Source organism: Rhizobium sp. FY34 (assembly GCF_005222845.1).
Classification (GTDB): domain Bacteria; phylum Pseudomonadota; class Alphaproteobacteria; order Rhizobiales; family Rhizobiaceae; genus Neorhizobium.
On the sequence record NZ_STFZ01000012.1, the window covers coordinates 36,468 to 56,415 of the forward strand.

A 19,948-nucleotide genomic window follows, 5' to 3' on the forward strand; every position below is an offset into this window, starting at 1 on the left:
GAGCCGTTGCAACACAACCACACCTTGAAACAGACCGCTTTGGGTAAAGAGCTTTGCTTTGACCATTGCTAATATACACCCTAGGCTTTGCTCGATGGGCATGGAGAGAAGGGTGATGTCGTTTCCATCCTACGATACGCTGGATAGCAAGGATCTGTCCTTCCTGCGGCAGGTACTGGAGGACGTGTGTCGCGAGCGCGCGATATCGCTCGCGAGCGAAGAGGGCCAAGCCATTGCGCGGGCGCTCGTCGATTGGTTTCTGTTTGGCGTCAAGCATCCCGACCAGTTGAAGCAGATGCTGGCGCCCCTGCCCTCCTACCTCGAGCTGTGACGTGAACGACACCGGCATGAGTCGCGCCCGGCCTCTGGATGTATTACAGCAGGACGCAGATGATGAATGTCGGATGCCGCATGCCCAAGAAGATCAAGCGTAGCCCACTGGAAAAGCTCTTGAAACACTGGGAGCGGGCGAGCGCAGAGGACCGCCGGCAATTTCTCGCCACGACGCTGGGAGAGGGCGCAACACCGGGTTTTCCGGAAGCGTCAACGCCGGTCGATGCGCCGGATCTTCCAATCCTCATCGCCAATGGCCGCTATCTGCTGCCAGACACAGTCAGGCGGATCGAACGCATCATGATTGCACGGCGCATCACACCAGAGACGATAGCACAGGAAATCGGCTTTGCCGGCGAGGGTCATGCCCTCACCCGTGCTCTGGTCCGTCAGGCAAGCCTCAGGCTTGCCATCATCGCCGCACTTCGCGCCTGGATCCTCGACAGCAGTGCCACCCCCCAAAGGTAACCGCTGACGAAATTCCCTGATGCGGCTAGAAATCGATGGCGCGACCGTTGATTTCCCAGTCGCCGAAACGGGCGGGATCGGCACCGCCACGACCGCCAACCTCGGCTGGCCTATCAAGCGGCTTTTCCGCCTTGCGGCGCTCTTCGGCCTCCTGCAACGCACGCGCTGCAGCCGGCGAAAGCACATTCGGCGCGGGCGCTGCTGCGGTCTCGGTTTCCGTATTGTCGTTGTCCGGCATCTGCATGGTCTTCGAAGTCCTGCCTCTGCGGGAATATTGAAAACAATTCCCGAATAACCACATCCTAGGGCAATATGCGGTGCTCATGAAGTACCGCTGCCGTTTTCCCTGGGAGAAGCGACGATGAACATGATCCGCACCGCCATGCTGCTGGCCTTCATGACCGCCCTGTTCATGGGTATCGGCTTTATGATCGGCGGGAGCGGCGGCATGATGATCGCATTCCTTGTCGCAGCAGGCATGAACCTGTTCTCCTACTGGAATTCCGACAAGATGGTGTTGTCGGCCTATCGCGCGCAAGAGGTGGATGCACACAATGCGCCGGAATTCTTCCACATGATCCGCGATCTGTCTGCCAATGCCGGCCTCCCCATGCCGCGCGTCTATATCTATGACAACCCGCAACCCAATGCCTTTGCCACGGGCCGCAATCCGCAAAATGCCGCCGTTGCCGCCTCGACCGGACTTCTGGAACGGTTGACGCCCGAGGAAGTGGCCGGCGTGATGGCCCATGAACTGGCGCATATCCAGAACCGCGACACGCTGACCATGACGATTACCGCAACGCTTGCCGGCGCCATTTCCATGCTCGGAAATTTCGCCTTCTTCTTTGGCGGAAATCGCGAGAACAACAATCCGCTCGGCTTTATCGGCATACTGCTCGCCATGATCGTGGCGCCCTTCGCCGCCATGATCGTGCAGATGGCCATCAGCCGCACGCGCGAATATTCCGCCGACCGCCGGGGTGCGGAAATCTGCGGCAATCCGATCTGGCTGGCCTCCGCTCTCGGCAAAATTGCCGGCGCCGCACGGGTGATCCACAACAGCGATGCCGAGCGCAACCCGGCAACCGCGCACATGTTCATCATCAACCCTTTGTCGGGCGAGCGCATGGACAATCTGTTTTCGACGCATCCGAACACGCAAAACCGCATCGATGCCCTGCATTCCATGGCATCCGAGTTCGCCGCGACCTCGACGCGTCCCTCCCCGGCTGCTAGACCCACGCGCACATCGCGTTCCGTGCCGACCACCGGTCCGGCGCGCGGAAACGACGAACCGCGCAAAGGTCCATGGTCTTGACGGCAGCCGACAGCAAGAAGAACCCGAAACAGCCCCCGCATCGCCACCCCGCAAGTGACGGCAAGCCGCAGGCGACACCATTTGCCGACAAGCCGGGCCTTGACGTGCGCATTGCCGCCACCAAGATCCTGGCCGCCGTGGTGGACAAGAAGACCCCGCTGGATGGCATGCTGGACGCCGGCCATGGCAACCCTGCCTATCGGGCACTGAGTGATGCCGATCGCGGCCTCCTGCGCGCCATTTTGAACACGACGCTGCGCCACCTGCCGCGCATTGAGAAAAGCCTGTCGATGATGCTGGATACGCCGCTGCCGGAAGGTGCGCGCGCGCTGCAACATGTGTTGACCACGGCGGCGGCCCAGATCCTCTATCTAGATATTCCAGCCCATGCCGCTGTTGACCTTGCCGTCGAGCAGGCGCATCGTGACCCGCGCAATCGCCGTTTTGCCAAGCTCGTCAACGCGCTTTTGCGCCGCATGGTGCGCGAGCGCGAGGAGATACTTGCAGCAAGCGAGGCGATTTCGCCCGTGCCAGGCTGGTTCTACAGCCGGCTGGTCAAATCCTATGGCGAAGACGAGGCACGTCGCATTGCCGAGGCCCAATTGTCGCCGGCCCCGATCGACCTCACCGTCAAGGCGGATGCAGCAGTTTGGGCGGAACGGCTGAATGCCAGGCTGCTGCCGACCGGCAGCCTGCGGCTCGCCTCCTTTGAAGGTTCAATCCCGAGCGTCGATGGCTTCAACGAAGGCGCCTGGTGGGTGCAGGATGCCGCCGCCTGCCTGCCGGCCCAGCTGTTTGGCGACCTGAAAGGCAAGCGCATTGCCGACCTCTGTGCGGCACCGGGTGGCAAGACCGCCCAGCTTGCCGCGCTCGGTGCCGACGTGATTGCCGTCGAACAATCGGCAAACCGCTCCGTGCGGCTTCAGGAAAACCTCGCGCGGCTCGATCTATCGGCAGACATCGTCCAATGTGACCTGTTTGACTATCAGCCGGAAGAGCTTCTCGACGGCGTTCTTCTCGATGCCCCCTGCTCGTCAACCGGCACCACACGCCGCCACCCGGATGTCTTGTGGACGAAAAGCGCCAAGGACATCGAAAAACTGGCAGAGCTTCAGGGTCGCATGCTGCGCCATGCCCTAACTCTGGTGAAACCGAGCGGGATTGTCGTCTTCTCCAACTGCTCGCTCGATCCGCTGGAAGGCGAGGAACTGGTGGCAAAGCTTCTTTCCGAGAACCCCATGATCGAGCGCATGCCGGTGGCAAAGCAGGACTGGCCGGGATTGGAAGACGCCATCAATGCAGCAGGCGAATTCCGCACCACACCGGCCATGCTGCAACCACAGGACGGCTACGCCGGCGGCATGGATGGCTTTTTCGCGTGTGTGTTGCGTCGCAGCGAAGCAGGGTAAGAGTTTATTCACCATAAGCAGGCAGATTCGGGATCAAGGATGGACTGCGCATCCCTTCAGGAGAAGGGCAGCGCTTGAGGGGTCGATCTAAGGATTTCCGCTATCATGATGCTCGCTGAGCGCCGAAGACGACTGGCTCTGGGACTGACGGAGGCGCGGCTGCGCCTCTGCCGCCGGCTGACGGCCCTTGGCATGCTGCGCTGCCGGATCTCGATGGACGTGCCCGAACGGTTGATCGTGGCGCCGACAGACCTGCGTGCCGTCGATCCGTTCATTGCAGAAGAAATCCTGGCCGGACGTTTTCCGCTCGCCGGCCGGCTGTTCGAGGCTGGCGACGAATCACCCTTTGCGCTCTCCTTGCCATCGCGTGCCTTTGCCGAGCGCCTGCATTCCTTTGCATGGCTGCGCCACATGCGGGCTTTGCGCACGAATGCAGCACGCAACCAGGCCCGCTTCATTGTCAGTTCCTGGATACAACTGCATGGGCACAAGACATCCGGCCCGGCCTGGGAGCCGCATGTGGCGGCCGAGCGGATGATTGCCTGGCTCTCGCATTCGCCGGTGCTGCTGCAAGGGGCAGAGGCAGGCTTTTATCGCCGCTTCATGAAATGCCTGGCCTTCCAGCGCCATTACCTGCGCAAGACCATCTCCTGCCTGCCGGTCGGCGAGGCAAGGCTTCGCCTCCATATCGCTCTTGCCATCGCCTCGCTTGCCATGCCGTCGAGCGACAAGCTGATCCGCCGCGAGGGGCAAAGGCTCGATCGCGAGCTGGAAGCGCAGATCCTCTCCGATGGCGGGCATGTATCGCGCAATCCGCGCGCAGCACTCAACCTGCTGCTTGATCTGCTGCCGCTGCGCCAGACCTATATCAACCTTGGCCATGACGTGCCGGGCAAGCTGATCCCGACCATCGACCGCATCTATCCGGCCTTGCGCTTCTTTCGCCACCAGGATGGCGACCTTGCGCTGTTCAATGGGGCAAGCGCCACACCGGCAACCGAACTGATGTCGGTGCTGCGCTATGACGAAACCGGCGGAAAGCCGTTCAAGGCCCTGCCGCATAGCCATTACCATCGGTTGGCCGCCGGCGAGACAACCATCATCGTCGATGCCGGCAAGCCACCAACCGCCAATCTGTCGCGCAATGCCCATGCCGGATGCCTGTCCTTCGAGATGTCGGCAGGGCGCAGCCGCTTCATCATCAATGCCGGTGCGCCGAAATTTTCCGGGCGCAGCTATCGGCTTCTGTCGCGCGCAACGGCCGCGCATTCGACCGTAACGCTCGGTGAAACATCCTCGGCACGCGTGCAGCAATCCGCCTTTCTCGGCCCGCTGATGCTTGACGGCGTAACCACGGTGACAACGGAGCGCTGGGACGATGCCTATGGGAACGACTGGCTGAAGGCCTCGCATGATGGCTATGCAAAACCGTTCGGCTATCTGCACCAGCGCGAAATCGGCCTTGCCGCCAAGGGCAACAAGATCCGGGGACACGACCATTTCTTCCTGTCTCCGGATATCGAACCCGGCAAGCTGCAGGCCACCGTACAGGCGACGGCCCGCTTCCACATCCATCCTTCGATCATCCTGACGCGCGTCGATGATGAGACGGTTTCCATGGAAGCGCCGGATGGCGAAGCCTGGCTGTTTTCAGCGCCCGGACAGGTGGTGGAGATCGACGAAGACGTGTTCTTTGCCGATGTTTCTGGCATCCGCCCCAGCGAACAACTGGTCATCGAGTTCTCGCTTCCCGAGACGAGCGACCTGCGCTGGATGCTGAAGCAGCAGGTTTAGGACCAATCGGCGCGCGGGAACCGTTCCCTCCGGCGTAAAGCTGTGCTAACGCGCCCGCATCCAAGGCGCCCGCCGCTTGTTGAGGGCGCATCACCCGCACGGAGTGTTCCCGATGGCCATCGTTTCCAAGATGATCCCCGCCCCCGACAAAGTGAAGATCCGCACGGCGCTCCTGTCCGTCTCCGACAAGACCGGGATCATCGAACTGGCGCGCGCGCTCAGCGAACATGGCGTCAAGCTTCTATCCACCGGCGGCACGTTCAAGGCCATCCACGAGGCGGGCCTTGCTGTCACCGACGTCTCGGACGTCACCGGCTTTCCCGAGATCATGGACGGTCGGGTAAAGACCCTGCATCCGGGCGTGCATGGCGGCCTGCTGGCCATCCGCGACGATGCCGACCACGTGAAGGCCATGGCCGACCACAATATCGGCGCCATCGATCTTGCCGTCATCAATCTCTACCCGTTCGAGCAGGTTCGCGCCGCCGGCGGCGACTATCCGACGACCGTCGAGAACATCGATATCGGTGGCCCGGCCATGATCCGCGCTGCCGCCAAAAACCATGCCTATGTGACGATCGTCACCGATCCGCAGGACTATCCACAACTGATCGAAGCCCTGCGTTCCGGCGAGGGCCAGACGGCTTACGCCTTCCGCCAGAAGCTTGCCGGGCGCGCCTATGCACGCACTGCCGCCTATGACACGATGATTTCCAACTGGTTTGCCGAGGCGCTTGATATCGAAATGCCACGCTACCGCACGCTGGGCGGCCCGCTGCTGCAGGAAATGCGCTATGGGGAAAACCCGCACCAATCGGCCGGCTTCTACCTGACGAGCGAAAAGCGTCCGGGCGTGGCAACGGCCACGCTCCTGCAGGGCAAGCAGCTTTCCTACAACAATATCAATGACACGGACGCTGCCTTCGAGCTTGTCGCGGAATTCGACATCGACAAGGCGCCGGCCTGCGCCATCATCAAGCATGCCAATCCTTGCGGCGTGGCTACCGGCCTGACGCTGACGGATGCCTACAAGCGAGCGCTGGCCTGCGACAGCACCTCTGCCTTTGGCGGCATCGTGGCGCTCAATACGCTACTGGATGCTGAAACAGCCGCTGAAATCGTCAAGGTCTTCACAGAAGTCATCATTGCTCCCGCCGTCACCGACGAGGCACAGGCGATCATTGCCGCCAAGAAGAACCTGCGCCTGCTGGTCACTGGCGCTCTGCCCGATCCGCGTTCGCGCGGCCTCACCGCCAAGACCGTGTCCGGCGGGCTTCTGGTGCAGACCCGCGACAATGCCATGGTCGAGGATCTTGACCTCAGGGTGGTCACAAAGCGTGCGCCGACCGAGCAGGAACTGATCGACATGAAATTTGCCTACAAGGTGGCAAAGCATGTGAAATCCAATGCCGTAGTCTATGCCAAGGATGGCCAGACCGCCGGCATTGGCGCCGGCCAGATGAGCCGCGTCGATTCCGCCCGCATTGCAGGCCTCAAAGCCGAAGAGGCCGCCAAGGTCATGGGCTGGGCACAGCCGATGACCTACGGCTCGGCGGTTGCCTCGGAAGCCTTCCTGCCCTTTGCCGACGGGCTTCTGTCAATGATTGCCGCCGGCGCCACCGCCGTCATCCAGCCGGGCGGCTCGATGCGCGACGAAGAGGTGATTGCGGCAGCCGATGAACATGGCGTGGCCATGGTGTTTACCGGCATGCGGCACTTCCGCCATTAAGACGGGCATAGCCTATCACCTTGCATGAGGGGACATCCATCCGGAAGAAGCCCCCTCTGGCCTGCCGACCATCTCCCCCACAAGGGGGGAGAAGACCTGTGGCACCGTCACCATGCAAACCTCAAAGGCCTTCGCTCCAACGATGGTAGAGAATGAGCCGCAAACGGCGCGGCAGGGGTAGCCCCTCCCCCTTGTGGGGAGGGGTCTTCATCCATCTCCAGACCGAATCCTCAGCGTGCCAGATCACGCGCCGGATAGGGCGTCTTCAAAAGCATCAGGAAGCCGACCATCAGAAAGACAATCAGCACCGCCATACCAAGCCGCGCCGAACCAGACGCATAGGTGACCACCGAAAAGGACAGCGTCGCCATGAAACTGGTGGCGCGGCCCGACAGCGCATAGATGCCGAAATAGCGCCCGGCCTCTTCCGGGGGAACGCTGCGGGCGAGATAAGACCGCGACGAGGCCTGCACCGGCCCGAAGGCAAGGCCGATGAGAGCGCCAAACAGAAGATAGACCTTTTCAGCCGCCGTGCCGAACAATCCTCCCCCATCCTCCAGCGACAAGGGCAAAACGCCAAACAGCGTATAGCCAGGACCGGTCGAGACGATGCCGACGGTTGCGATGAGCAGAATGATGAGGCTAAACACCACAACGACCTTGGAGCCGGCCAGCCGATCGATGCGCCCGGCGGTGAGGCAGCCGAAAATGGCAACGATATTGATGAGAATGCCGAACAGGCCCATTTCCAGCGTCGCCCAGCCGAACATGCCGGCGGCAAAAGCACCGCCAAGGATCAGAAGACCGTTGACGCCATCCTGGTAAAGCATGCGGGCGATCAGAAACCGCAGCACCGCCCGGCGCCGGCTTGTCAGTTCGGCAAGCGTATGGCGCAATTGCTGGACACCCGAGACGACAGCTGTCTTGAGGGGTTCGCCACGCTTGGCATCCGGCGTGAAGAGGAACATCGGCAGGACAAAGATGAAATACCAGACTGCCGCCAGCGGACCGGTGATGCGCGCGTCTTCGCCAAGCGCCGGATCGAGCCCGAACAGGGGTGGCAGGCCGAGTAGCGTGACGCCCGTCTTCGGATCGGCGGCCAGGAAGCCGACAACCAGGATCAGCACGATCATGCCGCCGAGATAGCCAAGCCCCCAGGCGGTGTTCGACACCTTGCCCACCTCTTTCGCCGGCACAAGGCGCGGCATCATCGAATCATTGAAGACGATGGAAAATTCCGCCGCAATCGAGGCAAGGATCATGAAGGTGACGGGCCACAGCAGGGCAGAGCCTGGGGCCGCAAACCAGAGCATCGCCAGCGATGCGATCTTGATCGTGGCAAAGAAGGCGATCCAGGGCTTGCGCGGCCCGGACTGATCGGCAATCGAACCGAGCACTGGCGACAGAAGCGCAATGACGATCGACGAGACCGTCGCCATATTGCTCCACATGGCCTGGGCCGATACGGGGTCCTGCGTCAGGCGCGCCACGAAATAGGGGCCGAAGACAAAGGTGGTGACCACCGTAAAGAAAGGCTGGGCTGCCCAGTCGAACAGCATCCAGCCCCATATGCCGCGGGACGGCACCTTTTGCGCCGTCCCCTCGTGTGTCTCTGCCACGGCAGACCTCCCTTTGATCGGAGGCTATAGGATCACCGAATGTCGGCCTGGGCAAGGTCGGCAAACAGGCTGGCCGCCACCATCATCTTGGCAAGCGTCGTTTCGCCCCCTTCGCTCAGAGCCAGAAGTTCGCTGCTGATGCGGTTGAGGCGGAGACGGTCGCTGGCAAGCCAGGCTTCCAGCGGCTTGCGGTCCTTGCCGTGATTGGCCAGGGCATGGGTGACAAGGTCGCGCCGCGCCGCCGCAATCTGCTGCAGGCCACGGATGATCGCCAGGTTCTCATAGTGATCAGCAGCGCTGTAGCGTTCGCCCGCTTCCAGGAAACGGTTGATGCGGAACGTCTCGGTGGCGTGGAAGTAAACCTCCGTCGCGCGCGCCAACGGTGCGCCGCTGCGCTCCGAAATCCGCATGATTTCCGGCACCAGAACCAGGTTGGGCAGGATATCCAACTCGCCCGCAAGCTCCACCGAGACGCCTTCGGGAAGATCATCCTCGGAGACGGAGGATTTGGCGATGGTTGCGCGCAGGCTGCGAATACCGGTGCGGATGCGGCTGACCGCATCCTGCACAGGACCATTGGTCATGCCGGTCTGCAGGATGAAGATGGTTGCACCGACAAAGATCTCGCCGATCTGCGCATAGAGATCGTTCTGCACCTCGCCATCCAGTTCGCCATCCAGCGCATCGACGGCGGCCCAGAGTTTTGGCAGGTCATAGGCATCACGGGCAATGAAGGCGGCTTTCACCACATCCACCTGTCCGCGACCGCTGATATCGCTCAGCATCTGGGCAAAGCCCGGCCCACCACGGTTGATCACCTCATTGACCAGCACCGTCGCGATGATTTCACGGTGCAGGCGATGATGCGCGATATCACTGGCATAGGGCTTCTGCATGGATTTCGGGAAATAGGCCGTCAGCACCTGGCCGAAATAGGGATCATCCGGCAGGTCGCTTGCCACCACCCCATCAAACAGCACGAGCTTGGCATAGGAGAGAAGAACGCCCACTTCCGGCCGTGTCAGCGGCTTTCCGCCGGCATAACGCTCGGCCAGTTCCGCATCGTCCGGCAGCGTTTCCACCTTGCGGTTCAACTCGCCGCGGGCTTCCAGCGCCGACATCAGCCGTGACAGATCCTCGCGATTGCGCTGTCCGCGCCGGGCGGTGAGCGAAATCGCCAGCGATTGCAGATAGTTGTTGCGAAGAACGAGCGTACCGACATCCTCCGTCATCGAGGCGAGCAGCTTATCGCGCTTGTCACGCGGCAGGCGGCCATCCAGCATTGCAGGGCTAAGCGCAATCTTGATGTTGACCTCGACGTCGGACGAATTGACGCCGGCCGAATTGTCGATCGCATCGGAATTGCAGCGGCCGCCATTGAGCGCATAGGCAATGCGGCCCTTCTGGGTGACGCCAAGATTGGCGCCCTCGCCGATCACCTTGGCGCGCACTTCGCCAGCCGTGACGCGGATCGGATCATTGGCGCGGTCGCCCACCTCCGCATCGGTTTCGGAATTGGCCTTGATATAGGTGCCGATGCCGCCGAACCACATCAGATCGACCGGGCTTTTCAGGATCGCCGTCATGATCTCGAAGGGGGTCGCGACATCCTTGTCGATGGCAATGGCAGCCTTGGCCTGGGGTGTCAGCTTCACCAGCTTTTCGGTGCGTGAAATGATCATGCCGCCATCGGACAGGATCGAGCGATCGAAATCCTGCCAGCTGGAGCGTGCCAACTTGAACATCCGATTGCGCTCGGCAAACGTCTTCTTCGTGTCGGGGTTGGGATCGATGATGATATCGCGGTGGTCGAAGGCGGCAATCAGGCGGATATGCTTCGACAGAAGCATGCCATTGCCGAAGACGTCACCGGACATGTCACCAACACCCGCCACGCTAAACGGCGTCGATTGGATGTCCACATTCATTTCGCGGAAGTGGCGCTTGACCGCCTCCCAGGCGCCGCGTGCGGTAATGCCCATCTTCTTGTGGTCGTAGCCGGCCGAACCGCCGGAGGCAAACGCGTCGTCCAGCCAGAAGCCTGCCTCCTGCGCCAGCCCATTGGCCGTATCGGAAAATGTCGCCGTGCCCTTGTCGGCGGCCACGACAAAATACGGATCATCGCCATCCAGCCGCAGCGTATCGGCAGGCCCCACAACTTTGCCTGCGACGATATTATCGGTAATCGACAAAAGCGTGCGGATGAAGACCTTGTAGGCATCCTTGCCGGCATTGAAGAAAGCGTCGCGCTGGGCAGGCGAAGGAAGCTTCTTCGGGAAGAAGCCGCCCTTGGCACCAACGGGCACTATAACGGCGTTCTTCACCTGCTGCGCCTTGACGAGGCCCAGCACTTCGGTTCGGTAATCCTCACCGCGATCCGACCAGCGAAGGCCGCCACGCGCCACCTTGCCGAAGCGCAGGTGAACGCCCTCCACCTCGGTGCCATAGACGAAGATTTCGCGGAAAGGACGCGGCTGCGGCAGGCCGTCCAACTGCTTGGGATCGAACTTGAAGGCTAGCATGGGCTTAGGCTGACCATCGGCACCGGTCTGGAAATAGTTGGTGCGCAGGGTCGAATCCACTGCATTGATGTACCGGCGGAAGGTGCGGTCATCATCGAGGTTCGGCACCGCCGTCAGCGCTTCTTCCAGCGCCAGATGGTGTTCCGTCAGCTTGCGCTCGCGCAGCTTATCACCCAGCTTGGGATCGAAACCATCGCGGAACAGCGTGAAGATACGCCGGCTAATGTCTGGATAGCGCGCCAGCGTATCGGCGATATGGGCCTGCGAATAGACGATACCTGTCTGGCGCAGATAGCGCGCATAGGCGCGCAGAACGGTGACTTCGCGCACCGACAGGCCCGTCAGGAGGACAAGACGGTTGAAACTGTCATTGTCGACCGAACCGGCAAAGGCGGAAAGAAAGGCCTGTTCCACCAGCGGCGCCTCGCGCGCCATGTCGATCGTCCGGCCATCTTGCAGTTCAAGTTCCATGTCGTGCAAGACGATCCGCTTGTCGGTCGCAGTCAGCACGAGATCGAAGGTGCGTTCGCTGACCACCTGGAAACCCAGGTTTTCCAGAAGCGGCACGCGGCGCGATAGCGCCAGATGCTCGTCCGCATGGAAAATCTTCAGCGCCAGGATTGTGCGGCCCTCGACTGCCCTCTGATAGAGCGAGATGCGCAAGGGATCACCCTTGGCGCAGGCGAGGATATTGGCCAAATCGGCAAATGTGTCCTGCGGCGAAAAGGCTTCCTGGAAGGCGAAATTGGTTTCGATCGCAGGGCTATCGGGACCGGCCAGACCGGCGAAACGCTCCTGCCAGGGTGTGGCAATTTCACGGATCGTGTCTTCCAGCTTGGATTGCACAATGCGCGGGGTCTTGCCAACACGGCGACCGATGATGAAATGGACACGTGCCGTGCCACCTTCAGGAAAGGCCGGGTAATAGGCCGAGACATGTCCCTGATAGGCTGAGGCGAGATAGGCGCCGATCTTTTCGCGCACCGCCGAATTGTAGTTTTCGCGCGGAACATAGACGAGGATCGACACAAAGCGGTCGAAATGGTCGATACGCGCCAGCGCCCGCACGCGCGGCCGTTCCGCCAGTTCCATGATCTGTTCGCAATAGCGGCCAAGCAGTTCCGGGTCGATCTGGAACAGGTCATCACGCGGATAGGATTCCAGCGTGTTCTTCAGCATTCGGCCGGAATGGCTCAAGGGATCAAAGCCAAACTGCTCCTCCACCCGCCCGGCCTTGGCCCGCAGCAGCGGAATATCGGCAACCGAATGCGTATAGGCCGTGGCGGTAAACAGGCCGACGATACGCAGTTCGCCGGTGACCTTGCCATCGGCCCCGAAACGCTTGACGCCGACATAATCCATATAGGTGCGGCGATGCACCACGGATTTGACATTGGCCTTGGTGACGATGAGGAATTCCGGCCCCTGCAGGAATTGCAGGATTTCCGGCGTGGTGGTCACCGCATCCTTGCCCTGGCGCAGCACCAGCACATTCGGATCCGACAGAATGCCAAGTCCGGTTCCACGACCGCGCTCCACCGTCGCACCGGCGCCTTCGCCGGAATAGACATATTCGCGCATGCCAAGGAAGATGAAATTGCCGTCGCGCAGCCAGGAGAGGAAATCCAGCGCCTCCTCCCGGTCTGCTTTGCGCCGGCCGCCACCGGAGGCCGGCAGTTCGGCCATAGCCGATTCAAGCAGGCCGAGCATCGGCTTCCAGTCATTGATCACCGAATGCACCCGGTCGAGCAACTGGCGTAGCCGCTCGATCAGTTCGCTCACCTGGCCCTCGCTCAGCGGTGCCATATGCACCTGGATGAGGCTGACATGCTGGCCGCCAGCCTGGCTGCGCTCATAAGAATAGAGGCTGGCGGTCTTGTCCGGCTGCACGGCCAGGATTGGATGAACCGCAAGCGATATATCGCGGTAGGTGCTCGTTACCTCGCCCATGACTGAATCGAAGAGGAAAGGCATGTCGCGGTCGATGACGGTGAGCACGCAGACCGGCAGGTCATTGGGCGCGACACCGTCTACGGAAGTGATGCTGATGCGCGCCGTATCGCCCGTCCAGGCCTGCAGTTCCAGCCCGGCATGTACGGCTGATAGGGCGAGCATTTCCGGCGTATAGGCAGCAACGTCATCGCTGCTGGCACGTCCGAAAAGGATGGCAGGGTCCAGTTTCGGCCCGCCCCGCTCCGCAATTGCGGCCTGCGCCAGTTCGATCTGCTTTTCCCGTTTCGGATTACCCTTACCGGACATGCCACCCTCCCGTGCGTCGTTATGGACATCACTATCAATTTGAATTCTTGATAATCTGCCCAGATATCTGGGCTAATTCGAAGCCTTCCGCCAAGTTTTTGAAGATATCAATAAGGTTTGTTGACAGCGGAGCGTTTAAAATCGATTCAAGAACTCCAAAACGGGTTCTTGCCATGTCTGAAAGCCAAACTGCCGTCATCGTCATCTCCAGCCACGTGGTGCGCGGTTCCGTAGGTAACCGGGCCGCGGTCTTTGCACTGGAAACGCTGGGCCTGCCGGTCTGGGCGCTGCCCACCGTCATCCTGCCCTGGCATCCCGGACACGGGCCGTCCACGCGCGTGGTCATTCCCCAGGATCAGTTCGACAGCGTCATCGACGATCTTATTCGTGCGCCCTGGATCGGCGAAGTGAAGGCCGTGCTCAGCGGCTATTTCGGCCACCCGGCGCAGGCACGGTCGGTGGCGCGGCTCGTCACTGCGCTGCGGGTCCAAAAGCCCGATCTTCTCTATGTCTGCGACCCGGTGATGGGCGACAAAGGCGGGCTCTATGTGCCACTCGAGACGGCGGAAGCCATCCGTGAGGAGCTCATTCCGCTGGCATCACTGGCAACGCCGAACCGCTTCGAGCTTGCCTGGCTATGCGGGGCGGACCTTGAGACCAATGCTGCGGTGATGGATGCGGCTCTTTCGCTCGGACCGCCGCGCATGCTGGTCACCTCTGCCGTGCCGATGATGGCCGGCGGCACCGGCAATCTCTATCTCACCGGCAGCCATGCGCTTCTGGCCGAACACCGGCTGATCGAAAATGCCCCGAACGGGCTTGGCGATCTCCTGTCGGCCGTGTTTCTTGCGAGGCTCCTGTCGGGCATGGAGGAGGAAAAGGCGCTGCAACTTTCCACTGCCAGCGTTTTTGAGGTTCTGGCGCGCACATCCAAGCGCGGCGGTGACGAGTTGACGCTCGAAACCGATGCATCAAGCCTTTCCACACCCATGGCCATGGTGCAATTGCGCCATCTGATGCATCCCTCCCGCGCCAAGCGGCGATGAGCAATCGCGATGATCACGCAACCGTGGGGAGGAGTTGATCTTCGGCAAGGACGGGGCTAAGCAAAGCCTATGACAGATTTTCCGCTTTCCCTTCTCGCCGGCTACGACAATTTCATGAGCGGCCGTTACACAGGTGAGCGTGAGCGCTACAAGACGCTGGCCGAAACCGGCCAGAAGCCGCACACTCTGCTGGTTGCCTGCTGCGACAGCCGCGCTGCACCCGAGACGATCTTCGATTCAGGACCGGGTGAACTGTTTGTCGTGCGTAATGTGGCCAATCTCGTGCCGCCTTATGAGCCGGACGGCCAGTATCATGCCACGTCTGCAGCATTGGAATATGCGGTACAGGTTCTGAAGGTTCGCGATATCGTGGTAATGGGCCACGGTCGCTGCGGCGGCATACAGGCAGCGCTCGACCCCATGGACGAGCCCCTGTCGCCTGGCGATTTCATCGGCAAGTGGATGGGCCTGTTACGCCCGACGGCCGAGCAAATCCCCGGTCTCGACATCATGACTCAGTCGGAGCGACAGACAGCTCTCGAGCGGGTATCGATCCGAAATTCAATCGCCAACCTGCGCACATTTCCTTGCGTGCAGATCCTTGAATCCAAAGGCCGCATGCATGTCCACGGCGCCTGGTTCGATATTTCCACCGGCGAATTGTGGATCATGGACAGCAAGACGGGCGATTTCATCCGCCCGTCCGTATAGCCTCAATTACATCTGAACCGCTTCAGCGGGCGCCATCGATCTGCGCGCCGATATAGGCAATCGCCTGCTGATAAACGCTTGCCGCATTCCAGCCCTGGATGGCCACGAAATTCGGCTGGCCGGGCTGATAGCCGGCGCCACGCTGCCAGCCGTGGCCGACGAGAAAATTGGCAGTAGAAGCCAGCGCATCGGCGCGCGAGCGCACCATGTCGATATGGCCATCGCCATCGCCATCGGCGCCGTAGCGGATAACGTTCAAGGGCAGGAACTGCGTCTGGCCGATTTCGCCATGTGCTGCACCCTTGGCTGACGTGCTGAGATCGCCGCGTGCGACAAGCTGGAGCGCCGCATAAAGCTGCTCGGTAAAGAAGGCCGAGCGGCGGCAATCATAGGCAAGCGTTGCCACGGCCGACAGCGTGTGCTGATCGCCAAGGAAGCTGCCAAAGCCGGTTTCCATGCCCCAGATGGCCAGCAACGGGCCGGCCGGCACGCCATAGCGACGCTCGATGGCAGAGAACAGCGCCGCATTGGCGGCCTTCATGCTTTTGCCGCGCGAAATGATGGCAGGGCCACCGCGCTTCTGCATGAATTCGTCAAAGGAAAGTTTGAAGCTTTTCTGGCCGCGATCGGCGCGGATGGTGGGGCGGTTATAGCTGACACCGGAAAAGGCGGACTGCACCACGGAGGCCGACACGCCATTGGCTGGAGCCTGACGCTTGAAGTCCTGAACCCAGTTTTCAAAGCCGGACGCATCATTGCCGCAAGAGGCAGCGTGCGCCACGTTAACAGTGAGCATCATGGCTGCAGCGGCAACGCCACCCAGTATCGTTTTCAACATTCGTCGGATCCCATGCCTTTTTAAGAAGGCGCATATTGAAGCGCACTTCTGTTTGCCTGTTGGTTATGGCGACGCTTGCCCATGCCGACAACCTTTCCGTTTATGAAAAGATCGTGAACTGCCACGGAAAAAGCCCCGTCCTTGGGACGAGGCTTTTACAAGATCATGTTTACCAAATGGTATCAGGCAGCCTGGCTGCGCGGCTTGATGAGACCGCGATTGACGAGAAGCTCGGCAATCTGGATCGCATTGAGGGCAGCGCCCTTGCGCAGATTGTCGGAAACGACCCAGATATTGAGACCGTTTTCGACCGTTGCGTCTTCGCGGATGCGCGAGATGAAGGTGGCATCTTCGCCGGCGCATTCGAGCGGGGTGATGTAGCCGCCGTTCTCATGCTTGTCGATGACGAGGCAACCGGGAGCCTCACGCAGGATGTCGCGAGCCTGGTCGGCAGTGATCTCGTTTTCGAACTCGATATTGACCGATTCCGAATGGCCGATGAAGACGGGAACGCGCACGGCCGTGCAGGTTACCTTGATCTTCGGATCGAGCATCTTCTTGGTTTCGGCCAGAACCTTCCACTCTTCCTTCGTATAGCCGTCTTCCATGAAGCTATCGATATGCGGAATGACGTTGAAGGCGATGCGCTTGGTGAACTTCTTCGATTCGACCGGATCGGCGACGAAGACGGCACGCGTCTGGGTGAACAACTCGTCCATGCCTTCCTTGCCCGCACCGGAAACCGACTGATAGGTCGATACGACGACGCGCTTGATCTTGGCAAAATCATGCAGCGGCTTCAGCGCCACGACCAGCTGTGCGGTCGAGCAATTCGGGTTGGCAATGATGTTGCGCTTGGAAAAGCCGGTGATCGCATCGGCATTGACTTCCGGAACGATCAGCGGAACGTCCTGATCGTAGCGCCAGGCCGAAGAATTATCGATGACGACGCAGCCCTGCGCGCCGATCTTCGGCGACCACTTCTGAGAAATCGTGCCGCCGGCCGACATCAGGCAGATATCGGTGTCGGAAAAATCGTAATTCTCGAGGTTGGAGACCTTCAGAACCTTGTCGCCGAAGGAGACTTCGGTGCCCTGCGAACGGGCCGAAGCAAGGGCCACGACTTCGCTTGCCGGGAAACCACGCTCCGAGAGGATATTCAGCATTTCCCGGCCGACATTACCGGTCGCGCCGACGACTGCAATCTTGAAACCCATAATTACTGCTCTCTTTCTCTTCTCTCCTCGGGCTGTGAGGGGGAACAGCGACTTTGCAGCCGCGCTGTTCCTGGTCCCCGGCCGAACCGGGGAGAGAGCGGTAGGCCAGAGACGTCAGACGGTTTTCGTCGTCGTTTTGGCCTTGGTTTTGGAAGATACACGTGCAGGGGAAAACGCTCCAGCACTGAATGCCGGACCCAATGGAGCTGCGCTGGAAAAGTCGCTGCGATACATTGTTGCTTCCCTTCGGCGCAAGTCCTTAGAAGATTTCGTGCGCAAGTCAAGCTCCGAGGCTGAAACTTGGCGCAAAGCACCGGCACCGGATGGACAAGAAAATGCCCCGCACCAGGGCGGGGCATGGAGTTCTTAGCCGATCAGGCGCATTGCTTTCAGGCAGAAAGCGCCTTGAATTCGGCAAGGATCGCATCGCCCATTGCCGTTGTGCCGACGCGGGTTGACCCCTCGCTCATGATATCGCCAGTGCGGATGCCCTTATCGAGCACATTGGCAATCGCCTTTTCCAGACGATCGGCTTCCGTAACCATGTTGAACGAGTAGCGCAGGCACATGGCAAAGGAGGCGATCATGGCGATCGGATTGGCAATCCCCTGGCCGGCAATATCCGGCGCCGAGCCATGCACGGGTTCATAGAGCGCCTTGCGCTTTCCGGTCTTGGCATCCGGTGCACCAAGCGAGGCAGACGGCAGCATGCCGAGCGATCCGGTGAGCATGGCCGCCACATCCGACAGCATGTCGCCGAACAGATTGTCGGTGACGATGACGTCGAACTGCTTGGGCGCCCGCACGAGCTGCATGCCGCCGGCATCTGCCAGCATGTGGTCGAGCTTCACATCGGAATATTTCGCCTTGTGGATCTCGGTAACGACCTGGTTCCACAAAACGCCCGACTTCATGACATTGCGCTTTTCCATGGAGCAGACAGCATTCTTGCGGGTGCGCGCCAGTTCGAAGGCAACGCCGGCAATGCGCTCGATCTCGTAGGTATCATAGACCTGCGTATCGACGGCGCGCTTCTGGCCATTGCCCAGATCGGTGATCGTCTTCGGTTCGCCGAAATAGACGCCGCCGGTGAGTTCGCGCACGATGAGGATATCAAGGCCTTCGACCAGTTCGGCTTTCAGCGAGGAAGCGTCGGCAAGTGCCGGATAGCAGATGGCCGGGCGCAGATTGGCAAACAGCTGCAGGTCCTTGCGCAGGCGCAGAAGACCGGCTTCCGGGCGCACGTCATAGGGTACGGCATCCCATTTCGGGCCGCCGACGGCGCCAAACAGCACGGCATCGGCATTCATGGCCTTGGCCATGTCGCCTTCGGAAATGGCTGCGCCATGCGCATCGTAGGCGCAGCCGCCAACAAGACCGGTATCGGTGACGAAATCGGCGCCCATGGCGCTGTTCATATGGTCGATGATCTTCACGACCTCGGCCATGGCCTCGGGGCCGATACCATCACCAGGCAGAAGGAAAAGTGAATGAGACATGTTGCGTGTCCTTAAAATGTTCGGCAGGCGTCCATCTGCACGGCACATGCGCCGCGCGTCTCCTCCCAATCCCGTCCGTGCCTGCCGCAGGACGGGCAGCAGAGTGTTCCCAGAGTCTTAAACCTTGTCGGAAGCCGCCGCAGACCCTGCTGCCGGCGCCCATCAAAGCCAGGGGCGCTCGGTCTGCATCTTGTTTTCGAACGATGCGATTGCACCATCGCTTTTCAGCGTGGTGGCAATGTCATCCAGCCCTTCCAGCATGATGTGCTTGCGCGCCGGATCGATGTCGAAGGTGATCTTGCCGCCATCGGGGCCGGAAATTTCCTGGGCTTCCAGATCAATGGTCAAGACGGCATTCGAGCCGCGCGACGCATCGTCCATCAGCTTGTCGAGATCATCCTGGGACACGACGATCGGCAGGATGCCGTTCTTGAAACAGTTATTGTAGAAGATGTCGGCAAACGAGGTGGAGATCACGCAGCGAATGCCGAAATCGAGAAGCGCCCAAGGCGCGTGCTCGCGCGAGGAGCCGCAGCCGAAATTATCACCGGCAACCAGGATCTTGGCGTCCTGATAGGCGGGCTTATTCAGCACGAAATCGGTATTCAGCGTGCCGTCTTCAAAGTAACGGGCTTCAGCGAAAAGGCCTTTTCCGAGACCGGTGCGCTTGATCGTCTTCAGGTAATCCTTCGGAATGATCATGTCCGTGTCGATGTTGACGACGGGAAGCGGCGCTGCAACGCCGGTAAGCTTGACGAATTTATCCATGATCTGCCTCCGCGAGACTGGTTATGCGGAGGCTGCAATAGACCATATTGCGGGGAATTTGAAGGCCAGTTTACACGCAAACGGTACGCCGACCCTTTCGGCCGGCGCTTGTGGGCCGCCGCTGAGGCTGCCGACCCTATTGATCGATGATCGTGCCGCGTCCGTCGTTCCAGACGCGCATGTCGCGTTTTGCGGCCTTGGCGCGCACGGGCACCGGTTTGGCGCGCATGGACAGGGCTTTCACGGCGGTAAACACGGCGAGCATGCCGGCAAAGGCGATCGTGATCGATGCCGTCAGCACGACAAGCGCGGTGATGGCGGCGATACCCACGAGGCCAAGGAAGAGGGTACGAATATTCTGCATGATTTAGAACCTTTCTTCTTCCCGAAATGTGGTCCTTTCCATTGGCACTTG

Annotated in this window: 16 protein-coding genes; 8 read left to right on the forward strand and 8 right to left on the reverse strand. The window is 60.6% G+C overall.

What is annotated here, in order from left to right:
• Positions 1 to 115: 115 nt before the first annotated feature.
• Together E8M77_RS10105 and E8M77_RS10110 are read left to right on the forward strand one after the other, a co-directional pair.
• Positions 116 to 331 carry a hypothetical protein gene (locus E8M77_RS10105; RefSeq protein ID WP_137130516.1) on the forward strand — a complete coding sequence of 72 codons (216 nt, stop codon included), beginning with the start codon at positions 116 to 118 and terminating at the stop codon, positions 329 to 331.
• 80 nt (positions 332 to 411) lie between these two features.
• The gene (locus E8M77_RS10110) at positions 412 to 801 is read left to right on the forward strand and encodes a hypothetical protein (protein WP_137130517.1); all 390 of its coding nucleotides are present in this window, start codon (positions 412 to 414) and stop codon (positions 799 to 801) included.
• Positions 802 to 826: 25 nt separating this feature from the next.
• On the opposite strand, the gene E8M77_RS10115 is transcribed toward E8M77_RS10110, so the two are convergent.
• Positions 827 to 1,045 (reverse strand): DUF1674 domain-containing protein, encoded by a 219-nt coding sequence (locus E8M77_RS10115; RefSeq protein ID WP_137130518.1) that lies wholly within the window; start codon positions 1,043 to 1,045, stop codon positions 827 to 829.
• Between the two features lie 117 nt (positions 1,046 to 1,162).
• Here E8M77_RS10115 and htpX point away from each other — a divergent pair, with 117 nt between their 5' ends.
• The 4 genes from htpX (at position 1,163) to purH (ending at position 7,054) form a co-directional block, all read left to right on the forward strand.
• A complete protein-coding gene (gene htpX, locus E8M77_RS10120) occupies positions 1,163 to 2,122 on the forward strand; it encodes a zinc metalloprotease HtpX (protein WP_137130519.1) in 960 nt (319 codons plus the stop codon).
• Positions 2,113 to 3,531 carry an RsmB/NOP family class I SAM-dependent RNA methyltransferase gene (locus tag E8M77_RS10125; RefSeq protein ID WP_137130520.1) on the forward strand — a complete coding sequence of 473 codons (1,419 nt, stop codon included), beginning with the start codon at positions 2,113 to 2,115 and terminating at the stop codon, positions 3,529 to 3,531. Before htpX ends, E8M77_RS10125 begins: the two co-directional genes overlap by 10 nt.
• Positions 3,532 to 3,636: 105 nt before the next feature.
• Complete coding sequence (locus E8M77_RS10130) at positions 3,637 to 5,325, forward strand: heparinase II/III family protein (RefSeq protein WP_137130521.1); 1,689 nt, start codon at positions 3,637 to 3,639, stop codon at positions 5,323 to 5,325.
• A 112-nt stretch (positions 5,326 to 5,437) separates the two neighbouring features.
• Positions 5,438 to 7,054 carry a bifunctional phosphoribosylaminoimidazolecarboxamide formyltransferase/IMP cyclohydrolase gene (gene purH, locus E8M77_RS10135; RefSeq protein WP_137130522.1) on the forward strand — a complete coding sequence of 539 codons (1,617 nt, stop codon included), beginning with the start codon at positions 5,438 to 5,440 and terminating at the stop codon, positions 7,052 to 7,054.
• A gap of 230 nt (positions 7,055 to 7,284) precedes the next feature.
• Here the strand turns inward: purH and E8M77_RS10140 are convergent, their stop codons facing one another.
• Positions 7,285 to 8,673, reverse strand: a complete 1,389-nt coding sequence (locus E8M77_RS10140) for an MFS transporter (RefSeq protein ID WP_246659205.1) — start codon at positions 8,671 to 8,673, stop codon at positions 7,285 to 7,287.
• A gap of 32 nt (positions 8,674 to 8,705) precedes the next feature.
• Positions 8,706 to 13,454 carry an NAD-glutamate dehydrogenase gene (locus tag E8M77_RS10145; RefSeq protein WP_137130523.1) on the reverse strand — a complete coding sequence of 1,583 codons (4,749 nt, stop codon included), beginning with the start codon at positions 13,452 to 13,454 and terminating at the stop codon, positions 8,706 to 8,708.
• Positions 13,455 to 13,627: 173 nt separating this feature from the next.
• Between E8M77_RS10145 and pdxY the strand changes: the two genes are divergently transcribed.
• Complete coding sequence (pdxY, locus tag E8M77_RS10150; RefSeq protein WP_137130524.1) at positions 13,628 to 14,500, forward strand: pyridoxal kinase PdxY; 873 nt, start codon at positions 13,628 to 13,630, stop codon at positions 14,498 to 14,500.
• 69 nt (positions 14,501 to 14,569) lie between these two features.
• The gene (locus E8M77_RS10155; RefSeq protein ID WP_137130525.1) at positions 14,570 to 15,211 is read left to right on the forward strand and encodes a carbonic anhydrase; all 642 of its coding nucleotides are present in this window, start codon (positions 14,570 to 14,572) and stop codon (positions 15,209 to 15,211) included.
• Positions 15,212 to 15,233: 22 nt separating this feature from the next.
• Here E8M77_RS10155 and E8M77_RS10160 read toward each other — a convergent pair whose 3' ends face one another.
• The 5 genes from E8M77_RS10160 to E8M77_RS10180 all read right to left on the reverse strand — a co-directional run bounded on the left by E8M77_RS10160 (position 15,234) and on the right by E8M77_RS10180 (position 19,897).
• On the reverse strand, positions 15,234 to 16,010 hold the full coding sequence (locus E8M77_RS10160; protein ID WP_246659212.1) for a lytic transglycosylase domain-containing protein: 777 nt from the start codon (positions 16,008 to 16,010) through the stop codon (positions 15,234 to 15,236).
• A 221-nt stretch (positions 16,011 to 16,231) separates the two neighbouring features.
• Positions 16,232 to 17,266, reverse strand: a complete 1,035-nt coding sequence (locus E8M77_RS10165; RefSeq protein WP_137130588.1) for an aspartate-semialdehyde dehydrogenase — start codon at positions 17,264 to 17,266, stop codon at positions 16,232 to 16,234.
• Between the two features lie 389 nt (positions 17,267 to 17,655).
• On the reverse strand, positions 17,656 to 18,765 hold the full coding sequence (leuB, locus tag E8M77_RS10170; RefSeq protein WP_137130527.1) for a 3-isopropylmalate dehydrogenase: 1,110 nt from the start codon (positions 18,763 to 18,765) through the stop codon (positions 17,656 to 17,658).
• Between the two features lie 162 nt (positions 18,766 to 18,927).
• Positions 18,928 to 19,533 (reverse strand): 3-isopropylmalate dehydratase small subunit, encoded by a 606-nt coding sequence (gene leuD / locus E8M77_RS10175; RefSeq protein ID WP_137130528.1) that lies wholly within the window; start codon positions 19,531 to 19,533, stop codon positions 18,928 to 18,930.
• Positions 19,534 to 19,669: 136 nt separating this feature from the next.
• The gene (locus E8M77_RS10180; RefSeq protein ID WP_137130529.1) at positions 19,670 to 19,897 is read right to left on the reverse strand and encodes a hypothetical protein; all 228 of its coding nucleotides are present in this window, start codon (positions 19,895 to 19,897) and stop codon (positions 19,670 to 19,672) included.
• Positions 19,898 to 19,948 lie beyond the last annotated feature (51 nt).

Excerpts from the sequence above, each read along its gene's own strand:
- E8M77_RS10160 (WP_246659212.1), bottom strand. The coding sequence starts at position 16,010 with ATGATGCTCACTGTTAACGTGGCGCACGCTGCCTCTTGCGGCAATGAT.
- purH (WP_137130522.1), top strand. The coding sequence starts at position 5,438 with ATGGCCATCGTTTCCAAGATGATCCCCGCCCCCGACAAAGTGAAGATC.
- leuD (WP_137130528.1), bottom strand. The coding sequence starts at position 19,533 with ATGGATAAATTCGTCAAGCTTACCGGCGTTGCAGCGCCGCTTCCCGTC.
- E8M77_RS10110 (WP_137130517.1), top strand. The coding sequence starts at position 412 with ATGCCCAAGAAGATCAAGCGTAGCCCACTGGAAAAGCTCTTGAAACAC.
- pdxY (WP_137130524.1), top strand. The coding sequence starts at position 13,628 with ATGTCTGAAAGCCAAACTGCCGTCATCGTCATCTCCAGCCACGTGGTG.
- E8M77_RS10105 (WP_137130516.1), top strand. The coding sequence starts at position 116 with ATGTCGTTTCCATCCTACGATACGCTGGATAGCAAGGATCTGTCCTTC.
- leuB (WP_137130527.1), bottom strand. The coding sequence starts at position 18,765 with ATGTCTCATTCACTTTTCCTTCTGCCTGGTGATGGTATCGGCCCCGAG.
- E8M77_RS10165 (WP_137130588.1), bottom strand. The coding sequence starts at position 17,266 with ATGGGTTTCAAGATTGCAGTCGTCGGCGCGACCGGTAATGTCGGCCGG.
- E8M77_RS10155 (WP_137130525.1), top strand. The coding sequence starts at position 14,570 with ATGACAGATTTTCCGCTTTCCCTTCTCGCCGGCTACGACAATTTCATG.
- E8M77_RS10115 (WP_137130518.1), bottom strand. The coding sequence starts at position 1,045 with ATGCAGATGCCGGACAACGACAATACGGAAACCGAGACCGCAGCAGCG.
- E8M77_RS10125 (WP_137130520.1), top strand. The coding sequence starts at position 2,113 with ATGGTCTTGACGGCAGCCGACAGCAAGAAGAACCCGAAACAGCCCCCG.
- htpX (WP_137130519.1), top strand. The coding sequence starts at position 1,163 with ATGAACATGATCCGCACCGCCATGCTGCTGGCCTTCATGACCGCCCTG.
- E8M77_RS10145 (WP_137130523.1), bottom strand. The coding sequence starts at position 13,454 with ATGTCCGGTAAGGGTAATCCGAAACGGGAAAAGCAGATCGAACTGGCG.
- E8M77_RS10130 (WP_137130521.1), top strand. The coding sequence starts at position 3,637 with ATGATGCTCGCTGAGCGCCGAAGACGACTGGCTCTGGGACTGACGGAG.
- E8M77_RS10180 (WP_137130529.1), bottom strand. The coding sequence starts at position 19,897 with ATGCAGAATATTCGTACCCTCTTCCTTGGCCTCGTGGGTATCGCCGCC.